We start from the raw sequence: 19,219 nt of genomic DNA on the forward strand, positions 1-19,219 counted from the left end.
AGCATCTATGGGCCAGCATCGTGAGCCGGCAACCGGCAGCCTCACCTCATTGATCAGCGGAGCCGTACTCGGCGCTGCAGGACTTGCCTGGTGGCTTTTTTCTGAGGCAGAGCGTCGGCAACGCAGTCGCCACCAACGCGCCATGCTTCACGCTCCTCGCATGCAGGACGGATCAGAGGCCCTGGAGGCCATCTCGCATCCCCAGAACAACAGCCAGCACCTGGAACATCGAGTCGAACAACTCAATGCCGCCATTGCAGATGTGCGCAGACAGCTTGAAGATCTAGGGGCGCGGACCTAAGAGCTCGGTAAGTTGGCGACTGAGTGCCCCAGTCGCCACCATGCTCAGATCCGCCGCCATCACAAAGGGAACTCAACGCTCTCCCAACCGAGCCATGCTTCGCGCAGTGGGCTTTGGCGACGAAGACTTCAATAAACCAATCATCGGTATAGCCAACGGCTACAGCACGATCACTCCTTGCAACATCGGTCTTAATGACCTGGCGCGACGTTCAGAAGAAGCAGCCCGCCAGGCCGGTGCAATGCCCCAGATGTTCGGCACCATCACTGTCAGTGATGGCATCTCTATGGGCACCGAAGGGATGAAATATTCCCTGGTAAGTCGCGAGGTGATTGCTGATTCGATCGAGACAGCCTGCAACGCCCAAAGCATGGACGGCGTACTAGCAATCGGTGGCTGTGACAAAAACATGCCTGGAGCGATGATCGCCCTGGCCCGAATGAACATCCCAGGTGTCTTTGTCTATGGCGGAACGATCAAACCAGGAAAATTGGCTGACCGCGACCTCACTGTAGTCAGCGCCTTTGAAGCTGTTGGTCAGCATGCCAGTGGCAAGATAAATGAGGAGCAACTCACCGCTATCGAGAAGAACGCTTGCCCAGGAGCAGGAAGTTGCGGTGGCATGTTTACAGCCAACACGATGTCAGCCGCTATTGAAACATTGGGATTGAGTTTGCCTTACAGCTCAACGATGGCTGCAGAGGATGAGGAAAAAGCAAATAGCGCAGCCCGTAGTGCTGAAGTGCTTGTGGATGCCATTAAGGCAAATATCTGTCCCCGCGATCTACTCACCAAGAACGCATTTGAAAACGCGATTAGCGTTGTCATGGCAGTGGGCGGCTCCACCAATGCAGTTCTGCATCTGCTTGCGATTGCCCGTAGCGCAGGCGTAGACCTTTGCATCGATGACTTCGAGCGCATCCGCCAGCGTGTACCGGTGATTTGTGATCTAAAACCCAGCGGCCGTTACGTGACTGTTGATTTGCATAACGCAGGCGGCATTCCCCAAGTGATGAAACAGTTGCTTGATGCAGGCTTACTTCATGGAGACTGCCGCAATGTGGAAGGTAAAACCTTGAGAGAACTGCTCAAGGATGTGCCATCCGAGCCTTCAGCAGAGCAAGACGTCATTCATCCCCTCTCGAAACCGGTCTATGCCAAGGGGCACCTGGCGATCCTTAAAGGCAATCTGGCCAGCGAAGGATGCGTGGCCAAGATAAGCGGGATCAAAACCCCAGTACTTACTGGACCTGCAAGGGTTTTTGAAAGCGAGGAGGCCTGCCTTGCTGCCATTCTCAACAACAAGGTGAAGGCGGGAGATGTCGTCGTCATACGTAACGAAGGCCCGGTTGGCGGGCCTGGAATGCGAGAGATGCTTGCTCCTACATCTGCCATCGTCGGTGAAGACCTTGGCGACAAGGTGGCCTTAATCACAGATGGACGCTTCAGCGGAGGTACCTATGGTTTGGTGGTGGGCCATGTGGCACCGGAAGCAGCCGTAGGCGGCATGATTGGCCTTGTGCAGGAAGGCGACAGCATCACCATCGATGCCAATCAACTGCTGATCCAACTCAATGTCGAGAAGGATGAATTGGAGCGTCGCTCCAGCGCATGGGAAAAAACACAGCCGCGTTATCAAACAGGAGTTCTCGGTAAATACGCCCGAATGGTGAGTAGCGCCAGCAATGGTGCTGTCACCGACCAGCCCTGAACTCTGATCAACTAGCTCTGCTCAGGCAAAACCAGCAGTGCTCTCAACCTACGAGCGAACGCTTCCAATGGTGCTCCATCCTCAGGCGGCTGACAGCGTTGGCCACTGTTGCCATCCATCCACACGGGATGCTGTCCTTGCCAAAGCATTGGACGGTCAGGCAATTCACACCAAGTCAACATCAGATTTAGATCGTTGCCGCTGCGATAGATCTCAAGTTCAAGGTCATGCTCTGGAAGGCGGTCACCTTCTCGGTTTCGGCATTCAATACGAACAATGAGATCAACAGATTGAGCCGATATTAGATCGAGCGTAGATCCAGGCTTCTGATCATCGACATCAGCAACATCTGTGAGCACAACAGCATGAAGCCAGGGCTTTAAACAGACATCAGCCGCTGAGGCCACGAGGACCGACCAATTTTGCGCAGTCTGTTGGATTTCATTGCCTGTCAAGGCTCTTAGCTGAATCTAGGAGGTGAAAAAATCTTAGGCTATTTCTAAGCAAGATTTGACGATTGAAAGGAAGTCAATCACTATGCTGAATTGATGATCTATCCCTAATGGATTCAATAATACATTTGATTAGGGCCTGAATTTGATTAGGTAAATAAATACCAAATCCTCTGAATGTATATGGCCATTTTGAAGACTAAAAAATTTGCAATGAATCAGTGAATTGCTTTGATCGAGCGCAGTAAAACTCGAATTGGGCCAGGGCGGAATTCTGGGTTTAGTTCTCCTGGCTGACCAAATTTAGAATGCAATAATTGCACTTGGTTGATACTTGATGCATCAAAGCGAATCAAGCGCAGAGGCATAGCCAAAGGCTGGGCAAGCACCGTAGGTTTCAGTGTGCTGAATGGGATCTCAATGGATGTAGTACCAGAAGTCTTAGTCGGCAACTGAGCGACCCATCGCAAACCACCATAAAAACGCTCAGTGAGGCCAAAGAGCCCACTACGAGAGCCGAGTGCAAGCTTTAGGGTGCGACCGTCTCCATTCACCTCCACCTGTAAGGCTCGATAGCTGGAAAGATCAAGAGGGGGGGTCAAAAGGGGTGAACGGCAACTGACAAAGCCACCATCCTGTTCAACAAGTTCTCCTTCTAGGATCAGGCCCTCGGAGGTCACTCGACAGGCAGCTTGGCTGGATCCGCCCATAATTGTGTCGTTCAAGCTAGACCAGGAGTTGAAGTCGTTCAGTTGAACCTGAACAGAGGCTTCGGGCATTAGATCCATGATTTGCCAACAATCTATTTACCTTATAGTTTTTCTCTTGGCTCATCATTCATTTCTTTAAGGTTAGACATTGATCCTTGAGAGAATTGCATTATTGAGATATCGATGAAATGCCTGAGCATTAAATACTTCTTAAAAAAACTGCTCTAAGGCGGGCTTTGGCTGATTAGCGGAGGTTTCTTAATAGCAAGGACCCAATGATGTACAACCAGGCTGTGTATCGAATTCGTGATTATCCCCTCCGGTTTGACTGTCTGGGCCGAGAGGGCAATCTGGACCTGAGAACATCCCATCAGGACACTGGTGATCGTGCTTCCGCTGAGCACGGCGTTCTTTATGGGCTTCACGCTGTGCTGGTCGGTCTGCTTTTGCGCCTCCAGAAATTTGGGAAAACTGATCAAGAGTTCGTAATTTGTTTGTTATTGGTTTCAAGTGGTAGCGAGGTTGTTGATTCCTTCAGCAAACACACCATTTCTAAAAAGTTGGTCCATACGATATCTAAATTCATTGTCTCTTTTGAGGTTAATCACGATATCTAGGATAACTCTAAAGAATGAAATTAATACTTTAAGTGGTTATTTTAGTTGAATATTTAGTTGAACTCCTTGCGAAACACCCTAGGCTGGACTGATTGCGTAGATGAGATATTTCACCTGCTCACGGATCAATTGCGCCAGTCAAAGGCTGGCTAAAGTAGCTACAACTGTAAGAAATCATTGTTGCAACCAAGTTGCAATAAAGCCTTAAGAATACTGACCTTGATGTCTTTAACATTTTTAGATGTAAGTAAAGTCATTGATCTGCAATTAATGCTGAATTTATATTTGTAGATATTGGAAGATAATGCAAGCAATAATGAACAAGAACACTTCTCAAGAGTGCATCATTATCCGAGTAAGGCGGCCTCATCTGCCAAGACCAAAATCGGTGAACGAGGTTGAACCAAGCGGGCAGGCGTGCGTTCAGCTGATTCAGCAGAATCTAATAAGCGCTTCAGGGCAACCTGCTTCCCTACACCACTCACAAGAAAGATCACTTCGCGTGCAGAGCTGAGCACCGGTGCGGTGAGAGTGATTCTTTCTAAACCTTTCCCTTTACCGACAGTAGCCCAGCGATCAACAACGGCGGGGGCATCCGTTCCTGGAAAAAGAGAGGCTGTATGGCCATCTTCACCAAGTCCTAAAACCATTAGATCAAACACCGGCGGATCACCTGCACAGGTTTCCTGCACGAGCTTCGCGTAGGCCTCGGCACTGGCCTCAGGGTTTGGCAGCTCCACCGTTGGCACGGGATGAAACGCAGCCTGCGATCCTGGGCCTTCAGCAAGAAGTGTCGTACGAAGCATGCGGGCGTTACTGGCGTCATCCCTGGCATCAACCCAGCGCTCATCCCCCAGAAAAACATCAACACGATCCCAGGGCAGTCGCTCCTGACCAAGCAACCTATAAGCAATAGCGGGAGTGCTCCCTCCCGAGAGAGCGATCTGAACGCGATCACGCTGATCAAGTACCAGATCAATATGAGATGCGAGCTTCTGGGCGGCGCGACGTGCCAGATCCTCAGGGTCGCTCGCTCGCTCAACTTTGTAGGTCGTCATCACGATCTCCTCAGTCCAGCCACTCAGTATGGAAGGTTCCTTCTTTGTCAACCCGCTGGTAGGTATGTGAGCCGAAGCAATCGCGCATGGCCTGCACCAAATTCTGTGGTAATCGTGCCGTGCGATAGCTATTGATGTAATCGAGCGTGCTGCTGAAGCAAGGCACTGGGATACCGGCTTCAGCTGCGCCGGCTACCACCTTTGCTAGGCCCGGCAGGCGACGGTTCACTTGCTCAGCGAACCAAGGATCGATCAACAAGTTGGAAAGCTGAGGGTCAGCATTAAAGGCATCCTGGATGCGCTTCAGCAGACGGGACCTGATGATGCAGCCACCCTTCCAAATCTGCGCGATGGAGGGCAAATGCAAGTTGTAGTTGTATTCAGCAGAAGCTATACGCAGTAGCTCCATGCCCTGCGCGTAACTAGCCATGCAAGACAACACGACGGCGTCCATGAGCGGTGCCATGCCATCTGCGGAACTACCAAGATCAAATGGTTTGATCGCTGACCCATGCAAAATCTGCTCAGCGGTAATTCTTTGAGGCTTCATTGAGCTCATCACACGGCCATTTAGAGAGGCGTAAATGGTTGGCACTGAAGCTCCTAACTCCAAGGCACTGACAACGGTCCATAGACCAGTTCCCTTCTGGCCTGCCTGATCCATAATTTTCTCAACAAGGTCACTTCCATCGTCAGGATCCTTGGTGCGCAAACATACTTCGGTGATCTCAACCAGATAAGAAGAGAGCTCTTCTGTGGCATTCCATTGCGCCAAGACATCAGCCATCTGGGTACCGGTCATGCCACCAACACGCTTCATCAGGTCATAGGCCTCAGCAAGAATCTGCTCAATGCCGTACTCGATCCCGTTGTGGACGGTTTTAACGAAATGCCCAGAACCTCCAGGACCGATGTAGGTCACACAGGGACCATCCTCAACTTGGGCAGCCATCTTGCAAACAAGGCTCTCAATCGCCTCATAGGAGGTTTTTGTTCCGCCTGGCATCATGCTCGGCCCTTCAAGTGCACCCTTAGCCCCACCGGAGACACCCATCCCGATATATCCAAAGCTTTTGCTCTCTAACTCGGCGACACGTCGCTCGGTATCACGAAATTCGGAATTTCCACCATCGATGAGTAGATCACCTTCCTGCAGATAAGGGGAGATCTGTTCAATAACAGCATCAATAGCCGAACCTGCCTTGATCATCATCAGAATTCGACGGGGTCGTTCGAGCTTGTCGACGAAATCTTGAAGGTCCTTGGCACCCTGAATGGCTTTATCAGACCCAAGCCCTTTAAGGAACTCCTCTGTTTTGGCGTAGGTGCGGTTGTAAACGACACTAGAAAAACCATTGCGCTCTGCATTGAGCACAAGGTTTTCGCCCATCACGCCAAGACCGATCAAACCGAAATGTGCCTTGGACATCGCCAGTGAAACGATCAACTGGCGTCAGTGTGACCACAGCAACTCCAATCTGCTGTGATCTGTACGGCTATGTCAGGGTTGAACCATCCTCGCTGTAGATAAGAAACCGTAGAGATCATTACCAAAATTTCCCAAAAAACTACTTGGATCTTGTGTTGATTCAGCCTCGGGCAGGATCAAATCACGGTGCCATCAGAAATGGTGGCATTTTTGACCACTACCACGATCCCATTGCGGATGTAGAAGCCCTCATCAGCACGATCGGCTTCCTCAACGTGATCCTTGTTGACGATCGTGACGTTGTTGCCGATGCGTGTGTTCTTGTCGAGGATCGCACCCTTCACGGTGGTGCCTTGGCCAACGCCGAGCGGGATGCCTCCTCCTTGCCTTAGAAGAGTGCGTTCCTCGGATGATTCATAGAAATCAGAGCCCATCACCAGGGAATCTTGCAGGACCACATCGCTCTCAACTCGGCTTCGCACACCAAGGACGCAATGATGAATACTGCAGGATTTGAGGATGGATCCCTCTCCAATAATTGATTCCGTGATTTGCGCATCGACCAGTTTTGTTGGCGGTAGATAACGGGGTCTTGTATAGATCGGGAACTTCTCGTCATAGAAACTGAAAGGTGGATTGGGCTGCTGGGTGAGAGCCAAATTTGCCTCATAAAAAGCTCCTATCGTGCCGATGTCTTCCCAGTACTCATCGAACACATAGCTTTGAAGCCGGTCACCTCGAGCTAGGGCCTCAGGAATCACCTCCTTGCCGAAATCCTTGTGAGAAGGGTTCTTATGCAGCAAATCGAAGAGAGTGGCGCGACTGAACACATAGATCCCCATTGAGGCGAGATAGGGCTTGTTCCTTGCTGACTCAGCTGACAAGCCAAATCGAGAGGTATCGACGGCCATGGCCTTGAGGGATTCACCCTTGGGCTTTTCACGGAACTCTTGGATGTTGCCATCGCTATCCGTTCGCATGAGACCAAATCCCTCAGCCTGTTCTGCATCAACGGGAAGAGCCGCCACTGTGAGATCAGCACCTGAGCGACGATGGTGCTCCACAAAAAGGCTGTAATCCATACGGTAGAGCTGATCACCAGAGAGGATCAGATATTCATCGACATCCCATTCCTGAAACAACCACTGATATTTACGAACTGCATCCGCAGTCCCCTCAAACCATGAAGGACTTTCTGGGGTCTGCTGTGCGGCAAGAACTTCTACAAAACCTTGACCAAAGGCAGCACTGAGGTTGTAGCTCTGTCCAAGGTGCCGATTCAGAGAAGCGCTGTTGAACTGCGTCAACACATACATCTTGTTGATGCTGGAGTTAATGCAGTTGCTGATTGGGATGTCAATCAGACGATATTTGCCTGCAAGAGGTACGGCCGGCTTGGCCCGCATCTTGGTGAGGGGGTAGAGGCGCGTTCCAGCTCCTCCCCCGAGAATGATGGCCAAAACACGCTTCATGCCGCCCCCGCAAATCGGCGTTGCGCAGCAAACTTACCGGACGGTTGGCCATCTAAAGCTGTCTGCTGCGAAGATCCAACAAGACTTCTGCAAATCAAGACGCAACCAGAATTTGGCATAGAACTACCCATTCTCTAGTGGTGGATCTAACTCAAACAAACTCGCCACCACACGCAGAGCCTGTTGCCGCTCTGGACGAGCCTGAGGAGCCCGTAGCTGAGTGACTGGGGTATGGAGAATTTTGTTAATGATTCCTTTGCTTAAAGCCTCAACGACTTTGCGCTCTCGAGCAGAGAAATCAGGCCCCATACGACTGAGCGCTTTTTGTAATTCCTCTGCACGAATAGCCTCAAGGGTCGCCCTTAAGCGATTAATGGTTGGCACAGCTTCAAGACTGTCCCACCACTCTAAAAACAGACGCGTCTCTTCTTGGAGCACAACCTCTGCTTCTTTGGCCATCTGTTGGCGGGCCTCCTGATTACGAGACACTACCTCATGCAAATCATCCACATCATGGGACTCAACACCGGGTACATCGACCACATCTGAGGCGATGTTGCGCGGCACGCCGATGTCAATCAGACGAAGAAAACTGCGGCGCTTGAGCTGCTTGAGCAGAGATGCATCAACAATCGGATCGTCAGCAGCCGTACTGGTAAATACCAATGAACAGGTACTTAGACAATGGTTCAAATCATCAAGGGGGCGACACTCAACGGGGAGCTCAGGGAAATCAGCCGATAGATCCTCAGCTCGTTGCCGCGTGCGGTTCAGCAACATCACCCCAGAACAACCTTTCGCCTGAAGATGTTGAAGCAGTAGTCGGCTCATCCGCCCCGCACCCACTACTGCGACCAACTCAGATTCCAGAGTCATCAACTGATCTTCCCCTTGCGCCTGGCCAAGTTTCAGTTGGGCTAACTCCACAGCCGCAGAACTAATTGAGACAGCCCCCGTACCCAGATTGGTTTCACTGCGAACTCGTTTGCCAGTACTGACTGCCTGAGTGAGCAGACGGTTAAGAATCGGGCCCATGGATTTGTGCTCCTGCCCCAATCGCACCATCTTCTTCACCTGGGAAAGGATCTGCCCTTCTCCTAAAACCAGACTGTCCAGACCCGCAGCCACCCTCATCAAGTGGGCTACTGCTTCATCGTGATGAAAGTTGAACAGATGGGGGGAAAGATCTTCCGTTGCCAAACCTGAATGTTGGCCTAGAAAATCACTGATGGCGGAGATACCTCGTTCAGGGTGACGAACCAAGGTGTAAATCTCAAGCCGATTGCAGGTGCTAAGGATCGAAACCTCAAGGATTTGATCGTTGCCGCGAAGAGTTTGCAGGGAGGTCTCCATGGTTTGCTCAGGGATGCTGAGCTTTTCACGGATTTCCACCGGCGCCGTGCGATGACTTAAGCCGACGACGGCAATGTGCATGGAGACGTCCCTTAGATCTTGTCTTGGATGGTTAGCTCAGAGCGATGCTCTTAGCTCCATCCTTGATATGCACGGTATTGGTAAACCGAGCTGTGTTGTCAAGAGTGCTGATCACCAAGCTGCTAGTGCGTGTGCAGTCAGGCTCGAACTTAACTCCATGGAACAACAGTCCATCAGTGATCCCACTACCCGCAAAAACAACATTTTTGCCGGAAGCCAGTTCTTCGGCTTCATAGATCTTGTCAACATCAGTAATGCCCATCTCATTGAGGCGGGCAATGTTGCCTTCCTTTGTGTAATCGGCCCATTCACTGGTTTGAGCAATGGCGGGGTCATACACCAGCTGGCCCTGAAAGTGACCACCGAGAGCACGCATTGCGGCAGCTGAAATCACACCCTCAGGAGCAGCACCGATGCCCATTAGACAGTGGGTGCCGGTGCCGGCAAACCCACAGGCAATGGCAGCTTGAACATCTCCATCTGAGATGGGTTGAACACGTGCACCAGTGGCTCGTATCTCAGAAATCAGGCCTTTGTGACGAGCTCGATCCATCACGACAATGGTGAGTTCACTCACGGCAAGCCCAAGACACTGGCTAAGGATGTTGATGTTCTCGGTGGCAGATTTGCGAATGTCCACCTTGCCTTTCGCTGACGGGGGGGCCGCTAACTTTTTCATGTAAAAGTCAGGAGCATTGAAAAGGCCACCGCGATCAGATGCGGCCAGTACAGCCATCGAACCTCGCTGGTTGTTGGCGCAAAGATTGGTGCCTTCGCAGGGATCGACGGCAAAGTCAACGCCTGGGCCGCTGCCGCTGCCAACCTCTTCGCCGATATAAAGCATCGGGGCTTCGTCGCGCTCCCCCTCACCGATGACGATGCGACCCTGCATTTGGATTTGCCCCATCCGCTTGCGCATGGCTTCAACAGCTGCTGCATCGGCTTCGTCTTTCTTGCCGAGACCAGTCAGATGTGCCGACGCAATGGCAGCTTGCTCAACGACCTCGAGAATTTCCTGAATAAGAGTGCGATCCACTGGTATGCGGCGGTGGGGATGGGTGTGACGACCAAAGAAACGAGCAGGGCTGGACTGAATTCACGGGTCAGCGTTATACGCTGATCATGTGAAAGGACCCGATGCCGCAGGGGTTCTCGGCTCTAAAGCGCTGCTCACTGTATCAGTGCCGGCAACAACGAGAATGCCCATACAGCCGATTCCTAGAATCGCCCACTCCCTAACCCCGATCGATGAGCACGAAGCCCCTGGTAATCGCCCCCTCGATCCTCTCTGCCGATTTCTCCCGCCTAGGAGAAGACGTGCAGGCTGTAGATCAAGCCGGCGCAGACTGGATTCATGTGGATGTCATGGACGGCCGATTCGTGCCAAATATCACGATTGGTCCTCTGATCGTTGAAGCACTAAGGCCTGTGACCAGTAAGCCCCTAGATGTCCACTTGATGATCGTGGAACCAGAAAGGTATGTAGGAGATTTCGCAAAAGCAGGTGCAGATCACATCTATGTGCAGGTTGAAGCCTGTCCACACCTTCACCGCAACCTTGCGCAAATCAAGGATCTCGGTAAGAAAGCAGGTGCAGTACTCAACCCAAGCACACCTCTGGACACCCTTGAGTACTGCCTGGAGCTATGTGATCTAGTCCTGATTATGAGCGTCAACCCAGGCTTTGGTGGGCAAAGCTTCATCGACAATCAAGTGCAAAAGATCCGCGAGCTGCGTCGTATTTGCGACGAACAGGGTCTCGATCCCTGGATCGAAGTCGATGGAGGTATCAAGGCCGACAATGCCTGGAAAGTGATCGAAGCTGGCGCCAATGCGATTGTGAGCGGGTCTGGCGTGTTCAATCAGCCCGACTACGCCGAAGCTATCCGAGGCATCCGTAATAGCAAACGTCCTGAAGGTGTTGTGGTCTGAAGTAATAGATGCAGCAATAACTGCATCTATTGCCTATTAGTCTTGTGGGGATTGTTGCTAATAAGAACAGATCAATATCACAAGATTAGGCTTCAAAGAACCAGCCGTAGCTGTGCAAACCAATCCCTAACAGATTCACACCGATATAACAAACAACGATCACAACGATGCCTGCCACGGCAACTAAAGCCGGACGTCTCCCGCTCCACCCACGACTGAAACGTGTATGCAGATAGGCCGCATAAACCATCCAACAAATTAGAGCCCAGGTTTCCTTTGGATCCCAACTCCACCAGCTCCCCCAGGCCTCATTGGCCCAAACGGCACCACTGATCAAGCCAAGCGTGAGCAACAAAAAGCCAACCGTAATCGTGCGATAACTAAGACTGTCCAATTGTTCAGTGCGGCTCAAGTTGATTGAACTCAGGCGCAGGCCATCACTCTGATCCATAGAAGATGTGGCTAGCTTTGCCTGACGAAAGCCTCCTGTTCCAATTGAACTGCTGCGTAGCTCCAAAGTTTGCTGGCGATCAGTAAATAGAACCGCCATTGATAAGAAAGAACCAACAAGCAGGGCAGCGTAACTGCACATAATCACGCTCACGTGCATCACAAGCCAACTGGAGCGAAGAGCTGGTACTAGAGGAGAGGCCTCCTGAAGAGTTTCTGGTAATGCAAAGCTGGCAAAAGCCACACAAAGCAAAGCCATTGGTGTAGCAGCAGCTGAAACAATCGGAGAAGACAAGGAACGCTCCACCAATAGCTGCGCAAGTGTGCAAGCCCAGGCCAGAAAACAGAGGGATTCATAAAGGTTGCTGATCGGGAAGTGACCCGACTGCCACCACCGCAAAACCAATTGAGCGGTAAGAACCAAATTGGCAAGAGCCACCAGAAGTGTCACAACAGCAGAATTGCTACCTCCTGAAACCATCCAAAAAGAGATTGGTATGGCCAACAGAAGTAGGGCAAATGCAGCCAAACCAAGAGCCAAAACAGGATCCCCTAGCGAGGCGGAAAGCTCAGCCAACGTCACTCCAAACACCAGGTCCCTGCGACAACTCTCTTATTCTGCCGCTGCAGTTCAACGACTGGCCTGACGCAGCAACAGACCGCCACCTGCCAAAGAGATAAAAACAGGGATCCACGCGGCCAACATCGGTGTCAAAGTGCCCGTAACTCCAAGAGAACTGAAGCTGAAGCTAAGCGTGTAATAAGCAAGAATTAATAAGAGACTGATGCCAAATCCCTGGGTCCGGCTGGTCCGAGAATTAGGTTTTGCACCAAGGCTGCTGCCAATCAGGCCAAACACCAGGCAGGACATCGGGAAAGTGAATTTTTCTTGGATACGCACCTTCAAACGCCTTGCCTCTTTACGGTTACCAGCATCGGTATAAATACTTGCAGCCTCCATGGCCTGTGCAACAGTCATGTTGTTGGCATCTTTAGGGAGTTTGGCCACACGAATTGGGCCTGATGTTAGGGGGTAGAGATAGCGATCAAATTCAACCGAAGTGGTACTACCCCTTGGTGTGAGAGTAAGAATATTTCCGTTAAAAAATTCCCACATCGCCTCCTGCTCATTCCAAATAGCCCGCTCGGCCTTCAACATCTGAGTAAAACCAAGACGAGACAAATCAAGCACTGTGACATCCTCCATTTCTCCCTTAAGGAATTCCCTTGCATAAAACAACTGAGAAAGCCCTTGATTCCAATCTTCAGCTTCTGCACCAGTAATCGTTCCAAATCGGGAATAAACAACATGTTTACCTTTCTCTGTAGCAATAGCTTTGCCAAGAGCACGCTTTATTGTCACCTCAGCACTACTATTTGTTCTTGGAACAATGACATCATTGAAGATAAAAGTTAGCCCTGTCATCAATAATGCCAATGCCAATGCTGGAGCAACGATTCGTCTGGTGCTTACACCGAGGCTGCGCAAAGCCGTGAATTCGCTGTTAGAAGAAAGACGGCTATAAGCCAACAAGGTGGCCAACAATGTGGCCATCGGAAAAGAAATCACCAGAAAGAAAGGTAATTTCAAGCTAAAAACCTGCAATGCAAAATGTAGAGGCAATCCAAACTCAACAATCTTGCGCACCAAATCAAACATCACCCCCACTGAGACGGAAACCACCGTGAAGGCCGCTATGGCAAACAGCAATACGGGTATCAACTCACCTAAAAGCCATCGATCCAGCAGCGGGATAAGCCTCCACTTGGATGAAGCCCAGCGCCACCACTTCCAAGGCCAAGAATCAACGTCTTTCAACTTTCCAAGGCGCCATTTGCTCAAAGCTGAAAACCCTCCCCGAGATAGTGACGCCGCACCAAGAGGTTGTTTGCCACTTCTTCAGAACGGCCTGAAGCAAGAATGCTGCCTTCCGTAAGAATGTAGGAGCGGTCAGTGATGGCAAGGGTTTCACGGACATTGTGATCAGTGATCAGGATGCCCATGCCACGCTCACGGAGGGTATGAATCAAAAGCTGGAGGTCCGCCACTGCCATGGGGTCAACACCTGCGAAGGGTTCATCAAGCAAGAGGTAGGTAGGACCTTCTAGACCTACCGCCAAGGCACGTGCTACCTCGCAGCGACGTCGTTCGCCACCGGAAAGCTGATAGCCACGACGGTCCAAGAACAAGTTGAGATGAAAGTCTTCAACCAATTGCTCGAGACGCTCCCGACGCTGATGAGTTGTTAAATGACTTTGAGAGAGCGCAAGCTCAAGGTTTTGTCGCACGCTGAGCTGTCGGAACACACTTGGTTCCTGAGGGAGATAACCGATACCTAGACGAACTCGATTGGGCATCGGTAAATCCGCCACTGGCTGCCCATCAAGTTGCACCTGCCCATAATCAGGACGCAACAAACCGATTACAAGATTGAACGTTGTTGTCTTGCCGGCACCATTGGGACCGAGTAAGCCAACAACCTCGCCTGGATCAAGGCGCAAGGAGACATCTTTTACCAGGTGACGCCCTGCCACGGTGAGCGCCACCTGCTCTAAACAAAGACTCATTGGGCCAAAGGTGCCTCTGCCTGTTTGTTGGAATTAAGTTGCACAGAAGTGAACACTTGAGCACCAGTGCTTGGGTCTGCTACCGCTTGCTCCTCTTCGAGTAGATAAACAACTCGCTCAGCCTGCATGGAATTTTTCCCGTCCCGAATCACATCAACATCTCCGGTAAGGACCACACGATCTTCTTTGCTGAAGTACTGAGCCTGTCTAGAGGTAGCAACGATGCCTCGGGCTGGATAAACGATGCGAACGTTGCCGATGGCGGTGAAAACTCCTGTGACGCTGTCTGCGTTTTGGATATCTGATTCGATCGTGATCAATCCGCCATCTTCTACCGGAGCAGAAGGGCTGCCCTCCTGGCTTAAAGCCGCAGGGGTAGACATTCCAACCACCGCTGTCGCTATGGCGAGATGAACTTGCAAACTCCTTGTCATGACTTGAACAAGAGCAGCCAAAGCGGAACAATTCAAATGTTGTTAGTTAATTTACTCAGGAACTGAGCTGTCATAGATCAGGCCTGGGACAGTGCAATCGTCGGGATCCTGTCCCTGCTGAAGCCGTTGCAAGCGATTCTCCACACAGATGCAGAGTTGATCAAGGTCAAGACCCAGGTTTGGAGTTCCTAGAGCTTTTAGCCGCCCGAGGCCTTCACCATAAAGAAGGGTTGCCCCGCGACGATTTCCGCGCTGCAAGTGAAGTTGGGCAACAGCAACCTGAAGTACCCCTTGGATGGTCTGGCGTGCTTGACCGGATGTCTCATGCCAAAGCTCCTCAAAGGCGTCATGAGCGGGGTACCAATCGGCCTGATTAAAAAGCTCCACGGCTAGTTGAAAACGTGGATCATTGATCAGATCAGTAGGCTGGAATCTCTCCATCAAGGGCTTTAGCGTTTGGCCATCTTCTTGGCAGGCAACTTGCGCAAACGAATGGACTCTGGAGTGACCTCAAGCATCTCGTCTGGACCGATGTACTCAAGAGCACGTTCAAGGGTCATCTGAACAGGTGTCTGCAAGGTGTCGAGTTCTTCTGCACCAGCAGAGCGCATATTTGTGAGTTGTTTGGCCTTGCAAACGTTTAACTCCAGATCCTGAGGTCGATTGTTTTCGCCAACGATCATCCCCTTATAAACCTTGACACCTGGAGAGATGAAGAACTGACCTCGACCCTCAGCATTCTTGAGTGCGTAGAAGGTCGCAGTGCCCTGCTCAAAAGCAATCAGAACACCATTCCGACGAGCATCAAACTCACCCAACATTGGGCGATATTCAAAAAAAGAGTGGCTCATAATTCCTTCCCCCCTGGTAGCACGTACAAACTCACCACGAAAACCGATCAACCCTCGAGAAGGAACAACAAATTCAAGCTGGGTGCGACCGTCGTTACCGGTTTCCATATTCTGCATTTCACCCCGACGCACACCCAACTTCTCAATGCAGGAGCCAACTGCTGCCTCTGGTACATCCATGACCAAGGTCTCAACGGGCTCACAAGGAGTGCCGTCAATCGTTCGGAAGATCACCTGAGGCTGGGTTACCTGAAACTCAAAACCCTCGCGGCGCATGGTCTCAATCAGGATGCCCAGGTGTAGCTCACCACGTCCGCTAACCGCAAAACGGTCAGGGGAATCAGTGTCCTCAACCCGTAGGGCAACATTGGTGAGTAATTCCTTGCGTAAACGATCTCGCAGCTGCCGGCTCGTGACGAATTTGCCTTCTTTGCCAGCAAAGGGTGAATCATTGACGACAAATGTCATCTGCAAAGTGGGTTCATCCACCTTGATTAGAGGTAAAGCCTTTGGTTCATCTGGACAGGCAATGGTCTCGCCAATATTGACTTGATCGAAACCGGCTAAAGCAACAAGATCTCCAGCTCCGGCTTCTTGTATCTCAATCCGTTGCAATCCTTCGAAACCGAGTAGTTTGCTAATTCGGCCACGTTTAATGCTGCCATCATCCTTAATCAACGAAGCACTCTGACCATTACGGATAACCCCGTTATGGACCCGACCAATCACAATCCTGCCCAGGAAGTCTGAATAATCGAGAGTAGTTATCTGTAGCTGAAGAGGCTTGTTCTCATCTCCAACAGGTGGTGGAACATGACGCAGGATGGCATCAAATAGTGGCTTCATTGTTTGACTTTCAGTTGCCATATCCGGCTTGGCAAAACCACCCATTCCACTGCCGAATAAGTACGGGAAATCACATTGGTCATCATCTGCACCGAGTTCAACAAACAGATCGAGCACCTTGTTGACAGCGGTTTCAGGATCCACCCGCGCACGATCAATCTTGTTTACGAACACAATCGGACGCAATCCCTGCTCAAGCGCCTTCTTGAGCACGAAACGCGTCTGTGGCATAGGCCCCTCGTTGGCGTCAACGATCAGCAAACAGCCATCAACCATGCCAAGCACCCGCTCAACTTCACCGCCAAAATCGGCATGCCCAGGGGTATCAACAATGTTGATCCGCGTATCGTCGTAGGTAACGGCCGTGTTCTTTGAAAGGATCGTAATGCCTCGTTCCCTTTCCAAATCATTGGAGTCCATGACACATGTAGGTACAGCCTCGTTGTCTCGGAAGATCCCGGACTGAGAGAGCAGGGCATCCACCAAGGTTGTTTTGCCGTGATCCACGTGAGCGATAATTGCAATGTTGCGGATCGCCTTGGCCTGGGCACTCATGGGTCAGAGACTTTCAAACGGAAAAGGAAACGCACACAGGCGTAGTGGCGGAAGGATATCTCAATTTGAGATTCGACTTAACTTCTAGGCCCCTTCCGCTAGCTAATCAAAACTTCTAAGACCGAAAAAAACTTCTTCAGTTCATTCATTCCAGTTGATGAGCCGATTCAAAGAGTCTCAGAGCAGAAGCTGAACCCTCAAATCGCCAATGCCAAGGCTCATAAGTCACACCCTGTGGGTTATCAAGGGGAAAGGAAAGGACAAAGTGATAACTAGCAGCATGATCCTGTAGCCAGCGGAACGCCCTCGTGGCTTCGAAGCTTTCAGACAGATTCGCTTCAGGAAGCGTCCCGTCACCAAGATCAATGGCATAGCCAGTGCTGTGTTCGGAATACCCTGGAGGTGCAGAGACCTTGGCCCGTTCGGCTGCTGTCTGGTTCCGGTCTGATTTGATATCAAAAAAGATTCGCTCTTGTAGGTCGTGAGAGCGGTAGCCACTCAACAGCCTCAAATCAACACCATCTGCTGAAGCCGCAGCACGCATGGAACTCAATGCATCAGCGGCTTCGTGATGAAGCTCAATCCCAGGCTGCATGAGAATTCGATCCTGTACTGAGGCTTCTGGATAAGGGAAATGTCCGAGCAGACGTCCGTCAGCAGTAGGACGATCCTGGATGCCCTCAACAGGAGCTGGACCCATAAGCCCAGCAAATAGCCACGGGCCGAACAACACAGCTGTGATGGAACCTCCAAACACCATCAAACAAGCCACCAATAATCCCAATGAACCACCCCTTGCCCGTCTCTGAGGACGCGACCGACGAGCAACGGGAATGTCATCTCGGCTGATGCGTCGAGCGTTGATTGCTCGAGCCACGAAGTTGATGCAGAGTTATATAGATCGTAAGGGGGGGCGCCAGGGGGCCCCAAAATCTCTTTCAGGGAAGTAAGTTTTACTTAAGTGATTCCGCGGAGCGGATCTGAACATGCTGCGTGTTGCCGTTGTCGGTGGTGGTCCCAGTGGATCCTGCGCCGCAGAAGTTCTTGCCAAAGCAGGTATCCAGACCTGGCTATTCGAACGCAAACTCGATAACGCCAAGCCTTGTGGTGGAGCGATTCCTCTTTGCATGGTGGATGAATTCGACCTGCCCGAGTCGATCATCGACCGCAAGGTTCGCAACATGAGAATGATCTCTCCATCAAACCGTGAGGTGGATATCACTCTGGACAAGGTTTACAGCCCAGACGACAAGAGTGAATACATCGGCATGTGCCGCAGAGAGGTCATGGATGCCTTTATGCGAGATCGCGCCGCCAGCCTCGGAACTAACTTGATTAATGGACTCGTTACCAAAATCGACACTGGCTCTAATCGTCAAGGTCCATACACAATCACCTATTCCGACTATTCAACTGGTAAATCCACTGGTGAAGCCAAAAGCCTCGAGGTTGACCTCATTATTGGCGCTGATGGAGCCAACAGCCGTGTAGCAACAGCCATGGATGCCGGTGACTACAACGTGGCCATTGCATTCCAAGAGCGCATCAAGCTGCCAAATGAAGAAATGGCTTACTACGAAGATCTTGCTGAAATGTATGTAGGCACTGATGTGTCACCAGACTTCTACGGTTGGGTGTTCCCCAAGTACGACCACGTTGCCGTTGGCACGGGCACCATGCAGAAAAATCAGACCTTAATAAAAAGCTTGCAAAAAGGAGTACGCGAACGGGCTAAGAAACGACTTGTTCATGGAGAAGTGATCAAAGTTGAAGCCCACCCGATTCCTGAGCATCCTCGTCCACGCAGGGTTGTTGGCCGCATGGCCCTTGTTGGAGATGCAGCGGGCTACGTCACCAAAAGCTCTGGCGAAGGCATCTACTTTGCTGCCAAAAGTGGCCGCATGTGTGCTGAACAGATCGTGGAATCGAGTCGGTCTGGTGAATTAATCCCCTCAGAAGCTGATCTCAAGAAATATCTGAAAAAATGGGATCGTAAATACGGTTCTACTTACATCGTTCTGTCAATACTCCAAGCCATCTTTTACTCGAATGACACTGCCAGAGAAGCCTTTGTCGCCATGTGCGATGACATGGATGTGCAACGCCTCACCTTTGATAGTTACCTCTACAAAAAAGTTGTTGCGATGAATCCATGGCAACAGATCAAACTCACACTGCTAACTGTGGATGCACTCGCACGGGGAATTTTCCGTAATCAAACAAGCTATAAACCTGTTCCCAGTGCTGTGCGTAGCGACGAAGAAGTGAATGCCATGCTGGAGATCAAAACCATCACCGGCGGTATCAAGGTAGACAACAACAAAGATGCCTCCAAGCAAAATTTGGCATCAGAACAAGAAGAACGTGACCCTGCTGTTTCAAACAAATCCTAAGCCTGA

18 protein-coding genes are annotated in these 19,219 nt (G+C 51.0%); 4 read left to right on the top strand and 14 right to left on the bottom strand.

Translation table 11 applies throughout. The features are described from left to right. Positions 1–7 precede the first annotated feature (7 nt). Together AKG35_RS02945 and ilvD are read left to right on the top strand one after the other, a co-directional pair. On the top strand, positions 8–301 hold the full coding sequence (locus AKG35_RS02945) for a hypothetical protein (RefSeq protein WP_011129938.1): 294 nt from the start codon (positions 8–10) through the stop codon (positions 299–301). A 40-nt stretch (positions 302–341) separates the two neighbouring features. Continuing rightward, positions 342–2,012 carry a dihydroxy-acid dehydratase gene (gene ilvD, locus AKG35_RS02950; RefSeq protein ID WP_011129939.1) on the top strand — a complete coding sequence of 557 codons (1,671 nt, stop codon included), beginning with the start codon at positions 342–344 and terminating at the stop codon, positions 2,010–2,012. An 11-nt stretch (positions 2,013–2,023) separates the two neighbouring features. On the opposite strand, the gene AKG35_RS02955 is transcribed toward ilvD, so the two are convergent. The 7 genes from AKG35_RS02955 to glpX form a co-directional block, all read right to left on the bottom strand. After that, positions 2,024–2,419, bottom strand: coding sequence for a hypothetical protein (locus AKG35_RS02955; protein ID WP_011129940.1), 396 nt, complete (start codon positions 2,417–2,419; stop codon positions 2,024–2,026). A gap of 263 nt (positions 2,420–2,682) precedes the next feature. Continuing rightward, positions 2,683–3,252, bottom strand: coding sequence for a CIA30 family protein (locus AKG35_RS02960; RefSeq protein ID WP_011129941.1), 570 nt, complete (start codon positions 3,250–3,252; stop codon positions 2,683–2,685). Between the two features lie 886 nt (positions 3,253–4,138). Next, positions 4,139–4,849, bottom strand: a complete 711-nt coding sequence (pgl, locus tag AKG35_RS02970) for a 6-phosphogluconolactonase (RefSeq protein WP_011129943.1) — start codon at positions 4,847–4,849, stop codon at positions 4,139–4,141. A 10-nt stretch (positions 4,850–4,859) separates the two neighbouring features. Beyond that, complete coding sequence (gene gndA / locus AKG35_RS02975; RefSeq protein WP_011129944.1) at positions 4,860–6,278, bottom strand: NADP-dependent phosphogluconate dehydrogenase; 1,419 nt, start codon at positions 6,276–6,278, stop codon at positions 4,860–4,862. A 176-nt stretch (positions 6,279–6,454) separates the two neighbouring features. Then, positions 6,455–7,750: a glucose-1-phosphate adenylyltransferase gene (locus AKG35_RS02980; protein WP_011129945.1), complete on the bottom strand. Its 1,296-nt coding sequence runs from the start codon at positions 7,748–7,750 to the stop codon at positions 6,455–6,457. 123 nt (positions 7,751–7,873) lie between these two features. Then, positions 7,874–9,184, bottom strand: coding sequence for a glutamyl-tRNA reductase (locus AKG35_RS02985; protein WP_011129946.1), 1,311 nt, complete (start codon positions 9,182–9,184; stop codon positions 7,874–7,876). A 31-nt stretch (positions 9,185–9,215) separates the two neighbouring features. Beyond that, positions 9,216–10,220 (bottom strand): class II fructose-bisphosphatase, encoded by a 1,005-nt coding sequence (gene glpX / locus AKG35_RS02990; protein ID WP_011129947.1) that lies wholly within the window; start codon positions 10,218–10,220, stop codon positions 9,216–9,218. Positions 10,221–10,432: 212 nt separating this feature from the next. Between glpX and rpe the strand changes: the two genes are divergently transcribed. Beyond that, the gene (gene rpe, locus AKG35_RS02995; RefSeq protein ID WP_011129948.1) at positions 10,433–11,116 is read left to right on the top strand and encodes a ribulose-phosphate 3-epimerase; all 684 of its coding nucleotides are present in this window, start codon (positions 10,433–10,435) and stop codon (positions 11,114–11,116) included. A gap of 85 nt (positions 11,117–11,201) precedes the next feature. Here the strand turns inward: rpe and ccsB are convergent, their stop codons facing one another. The 7 genes from ccsB to AKG35_RS03030 all read right to left on the bottom strand — a co-directional run bounded on the left by ccsB (position 11,202) and on the right by AKG35_RS03030 (position 17,697). Continuing rightward, complete coding sequence (gene ccsB / locus AKG35_RS03000; RefSeq protein WP_011129949.1) at positions 11,202–12,158, bottom strand: c-type cytochrome biogenesis protein CcsB; 957 nt, start codon at positions 12,156–12,158, stop codon at positions 11,202–11,204. Between the two features lie 39 nt (positions 12,159–12,197). Then, a complete protein-coding gene (locus tag AKG35_RS03005) occupies positions 12,198–13,409 on the bottom strand; it encodes an LptF/LptG family permease (RefSeq protein WP_011129950.1) in 1,212 nt (403 codons plus the stop codon). Further along, positions 13,406–14,134 (bottom strand): LPS export ABC transporter ATP-binding protein, encoded by a 729-nt coding sequence (gene lptB / locus AKG35_RS03010; RefSeq protein ID WP_011129951.1) that lies wholly within the window; start codon positions 14,132–14,134, stop codon positions 13,406–13,408. The genes AKG35_RS03005 and lptB overlap by 4 nt, the downstream gene beginning before the upstream one ends. After that, complete coding sequence (locus AKG35_RS03015) at positions 14,131–14,568, bottom strand: LptA/OstA family protein (protein WP_011129952.1); 438 nt, start codon at positions 14,566–14,568, stop codon at positions 14,131–14,133. The genes lptB and AKG35_RS03015 overlap by 4 nt, the downstream gene beginning before the upstream one ends. 51 nt (positions 14,569–14,619) lie before the next feature. Next, positions 14,620–15,009, bottom strand: coding sequence for a DUF309 domain-containing protein (locus AKG35_RS03020; RefSeq protein WP_041384310.1), 390 nt, complete (start codon positions 15,007–15,009; stop codon positions 14,620–14,622). A gap of 8 nt (positions 15,010–15,017) precedes the next feature. Further along, positions 15,018–16,820: a translational GTPase TypA gene (gene typA, locus AKG35_RS03025; RefSeq protein ID WP_011129954.1), complete on the bottom strand. Its 1,803-nt coding sequence runs from the start codon at positions 16,818–16,820 to the stop codon at positions 15,018–15,020. Between the two features lie 145 nt (positions 16,821–16,965). Continuing rightward, entirely contained in the window at positions 16,966–17,697 is a 732-nt protein-coding gene (locus tag AKG35_RS03030; protein ID WP_041384311.1) for a M15 family metallopeptidase, read from the bottom strand. Between the two features lie 109 nt (positions 17,698–17,806). On the opposite strand from AKG35_RS03030, the gene chlP reads away from it, so the two are divergent. Further along, positions 17,807–19,213, top strand: a complete 1,407-nt coding sequence (gene chlP, locus AKG35_RS03035) for a geranylgeranyl reductase (RefSeq protein WP_011129956.1) — start codon at positions 17,807–17,809, stop codon at positions 19,211–19,213. Positions 19,214–19,219 lie beyond the last annotated feature (6 nt).

It is taken from the genome of Prochlorococcus marinus str. MIT 9313, from assembly GCF_000011485.1.
Taxonomy (GTDB): domain Bacteria; phylum Cyanobacteriota; class Cyanobacteriia; order PCC-6307; family Cyanobiaceae; genus Prochlorococcus; species Prochlorococcus marinus_D.

What these genes read in the sequence shown, in the direction of transcription:
- AKG35_RS02980 (WP_011129945.1), bottom strand. Translation starts at nt 7,750, where the DNA reads ATGAAGCGTGTTTTGGCCATCATTCTCGGGGGAGGAGCTGGAACGCGC.
- AKG35_RS02985 (WP_011129946.1), bottom strand. Translation starts at nt 9,184, where the DNA reads ATGCACATTGCCGTCGTCGGCTTAAGTCATCGCACGGCGCCGGTGGAA.
- lptB (WP_011129951.1), bottom strand. Translation starts at nt 14,134, where the DNA reads ATGAGTCTTTGTTTAGAGCAGGTGGCGCTCACCGTGGCAGGGCGTCAC.
- pgl (WP_011129943.1), bottom strand. Translation starts at nt 4,849, where the DNA reads ATGACGACCTACAAAGTTGAGCGAGCGAGCGACCCTGAGGATCTGGCA.
- AKG35_RS03020 (WP_041384310.1), bottom strand. Translation starts at nt 15,009, where the DNA reads ATGGAGAGATTCCAGCCTACTGATCTGATCAATGATCCACGTTTTCAA.
- typA (WP_011129954.1), bottom strand. Translation starts at nt 16,820, where the DNA reads ATGAGTGCCCAGGCCAAGGCGATCCGCAACATTGCAATTATCGCTCAC.
- AKG35_RS02960 (WP_011129941.1), bottom strand. Translation starts at nt 3,252, where the DNA reads ATGGATCTAATGCCCGAAGCCTCTGTTCAGGTTCAACTGAACGACTTC.
- AKG35_RS03015 (WP_011129952.1), bottom strand. Translation starts at nt 14,568, where the DNA reads ATGACAAGGAGTTTGCAAGTTCATCTCGCCATAGCGACAGCGGTGGTT.
- ilvD (WP_011129939.1), top strand. Translation starts at nt 342, where the DNA reads ATGCTCAGATCCGCCGCCATCACAAAGGGAACTCAACGCTCTCCCAAC.
- chlP (WP_011129956.1), top strand. Translation starts at nt 17,807, where the DNA reads ATGCTGCGTGTTGCCGTTGTCGGTGGTGGTCCCAGTGGATCCTGCGCC.
- gndA (WP_011129944.1), bottom strand. Translation starts at nt 6,278, where the DNA reads ATGTCCAAGGCACATTTCGGTTTGATCGGTCTTGGCGTGATGGGCGAA.
- rpe (WP_011129948.1), top strand. Translation starts at nt 10,433, where the DNA reads ATGAGCACGAAGCCCCTGGTAATCGCCCCCTCGATCCTCTCTGCCGAT.
- AKG35_RS02945 (WP_011129938.1), top strand. Translation starts at nt 8, where the DNA reads ATGGGCCAGCATCGTGAGCCGGCAACCGGCAGCCTCACCTCATTGATC.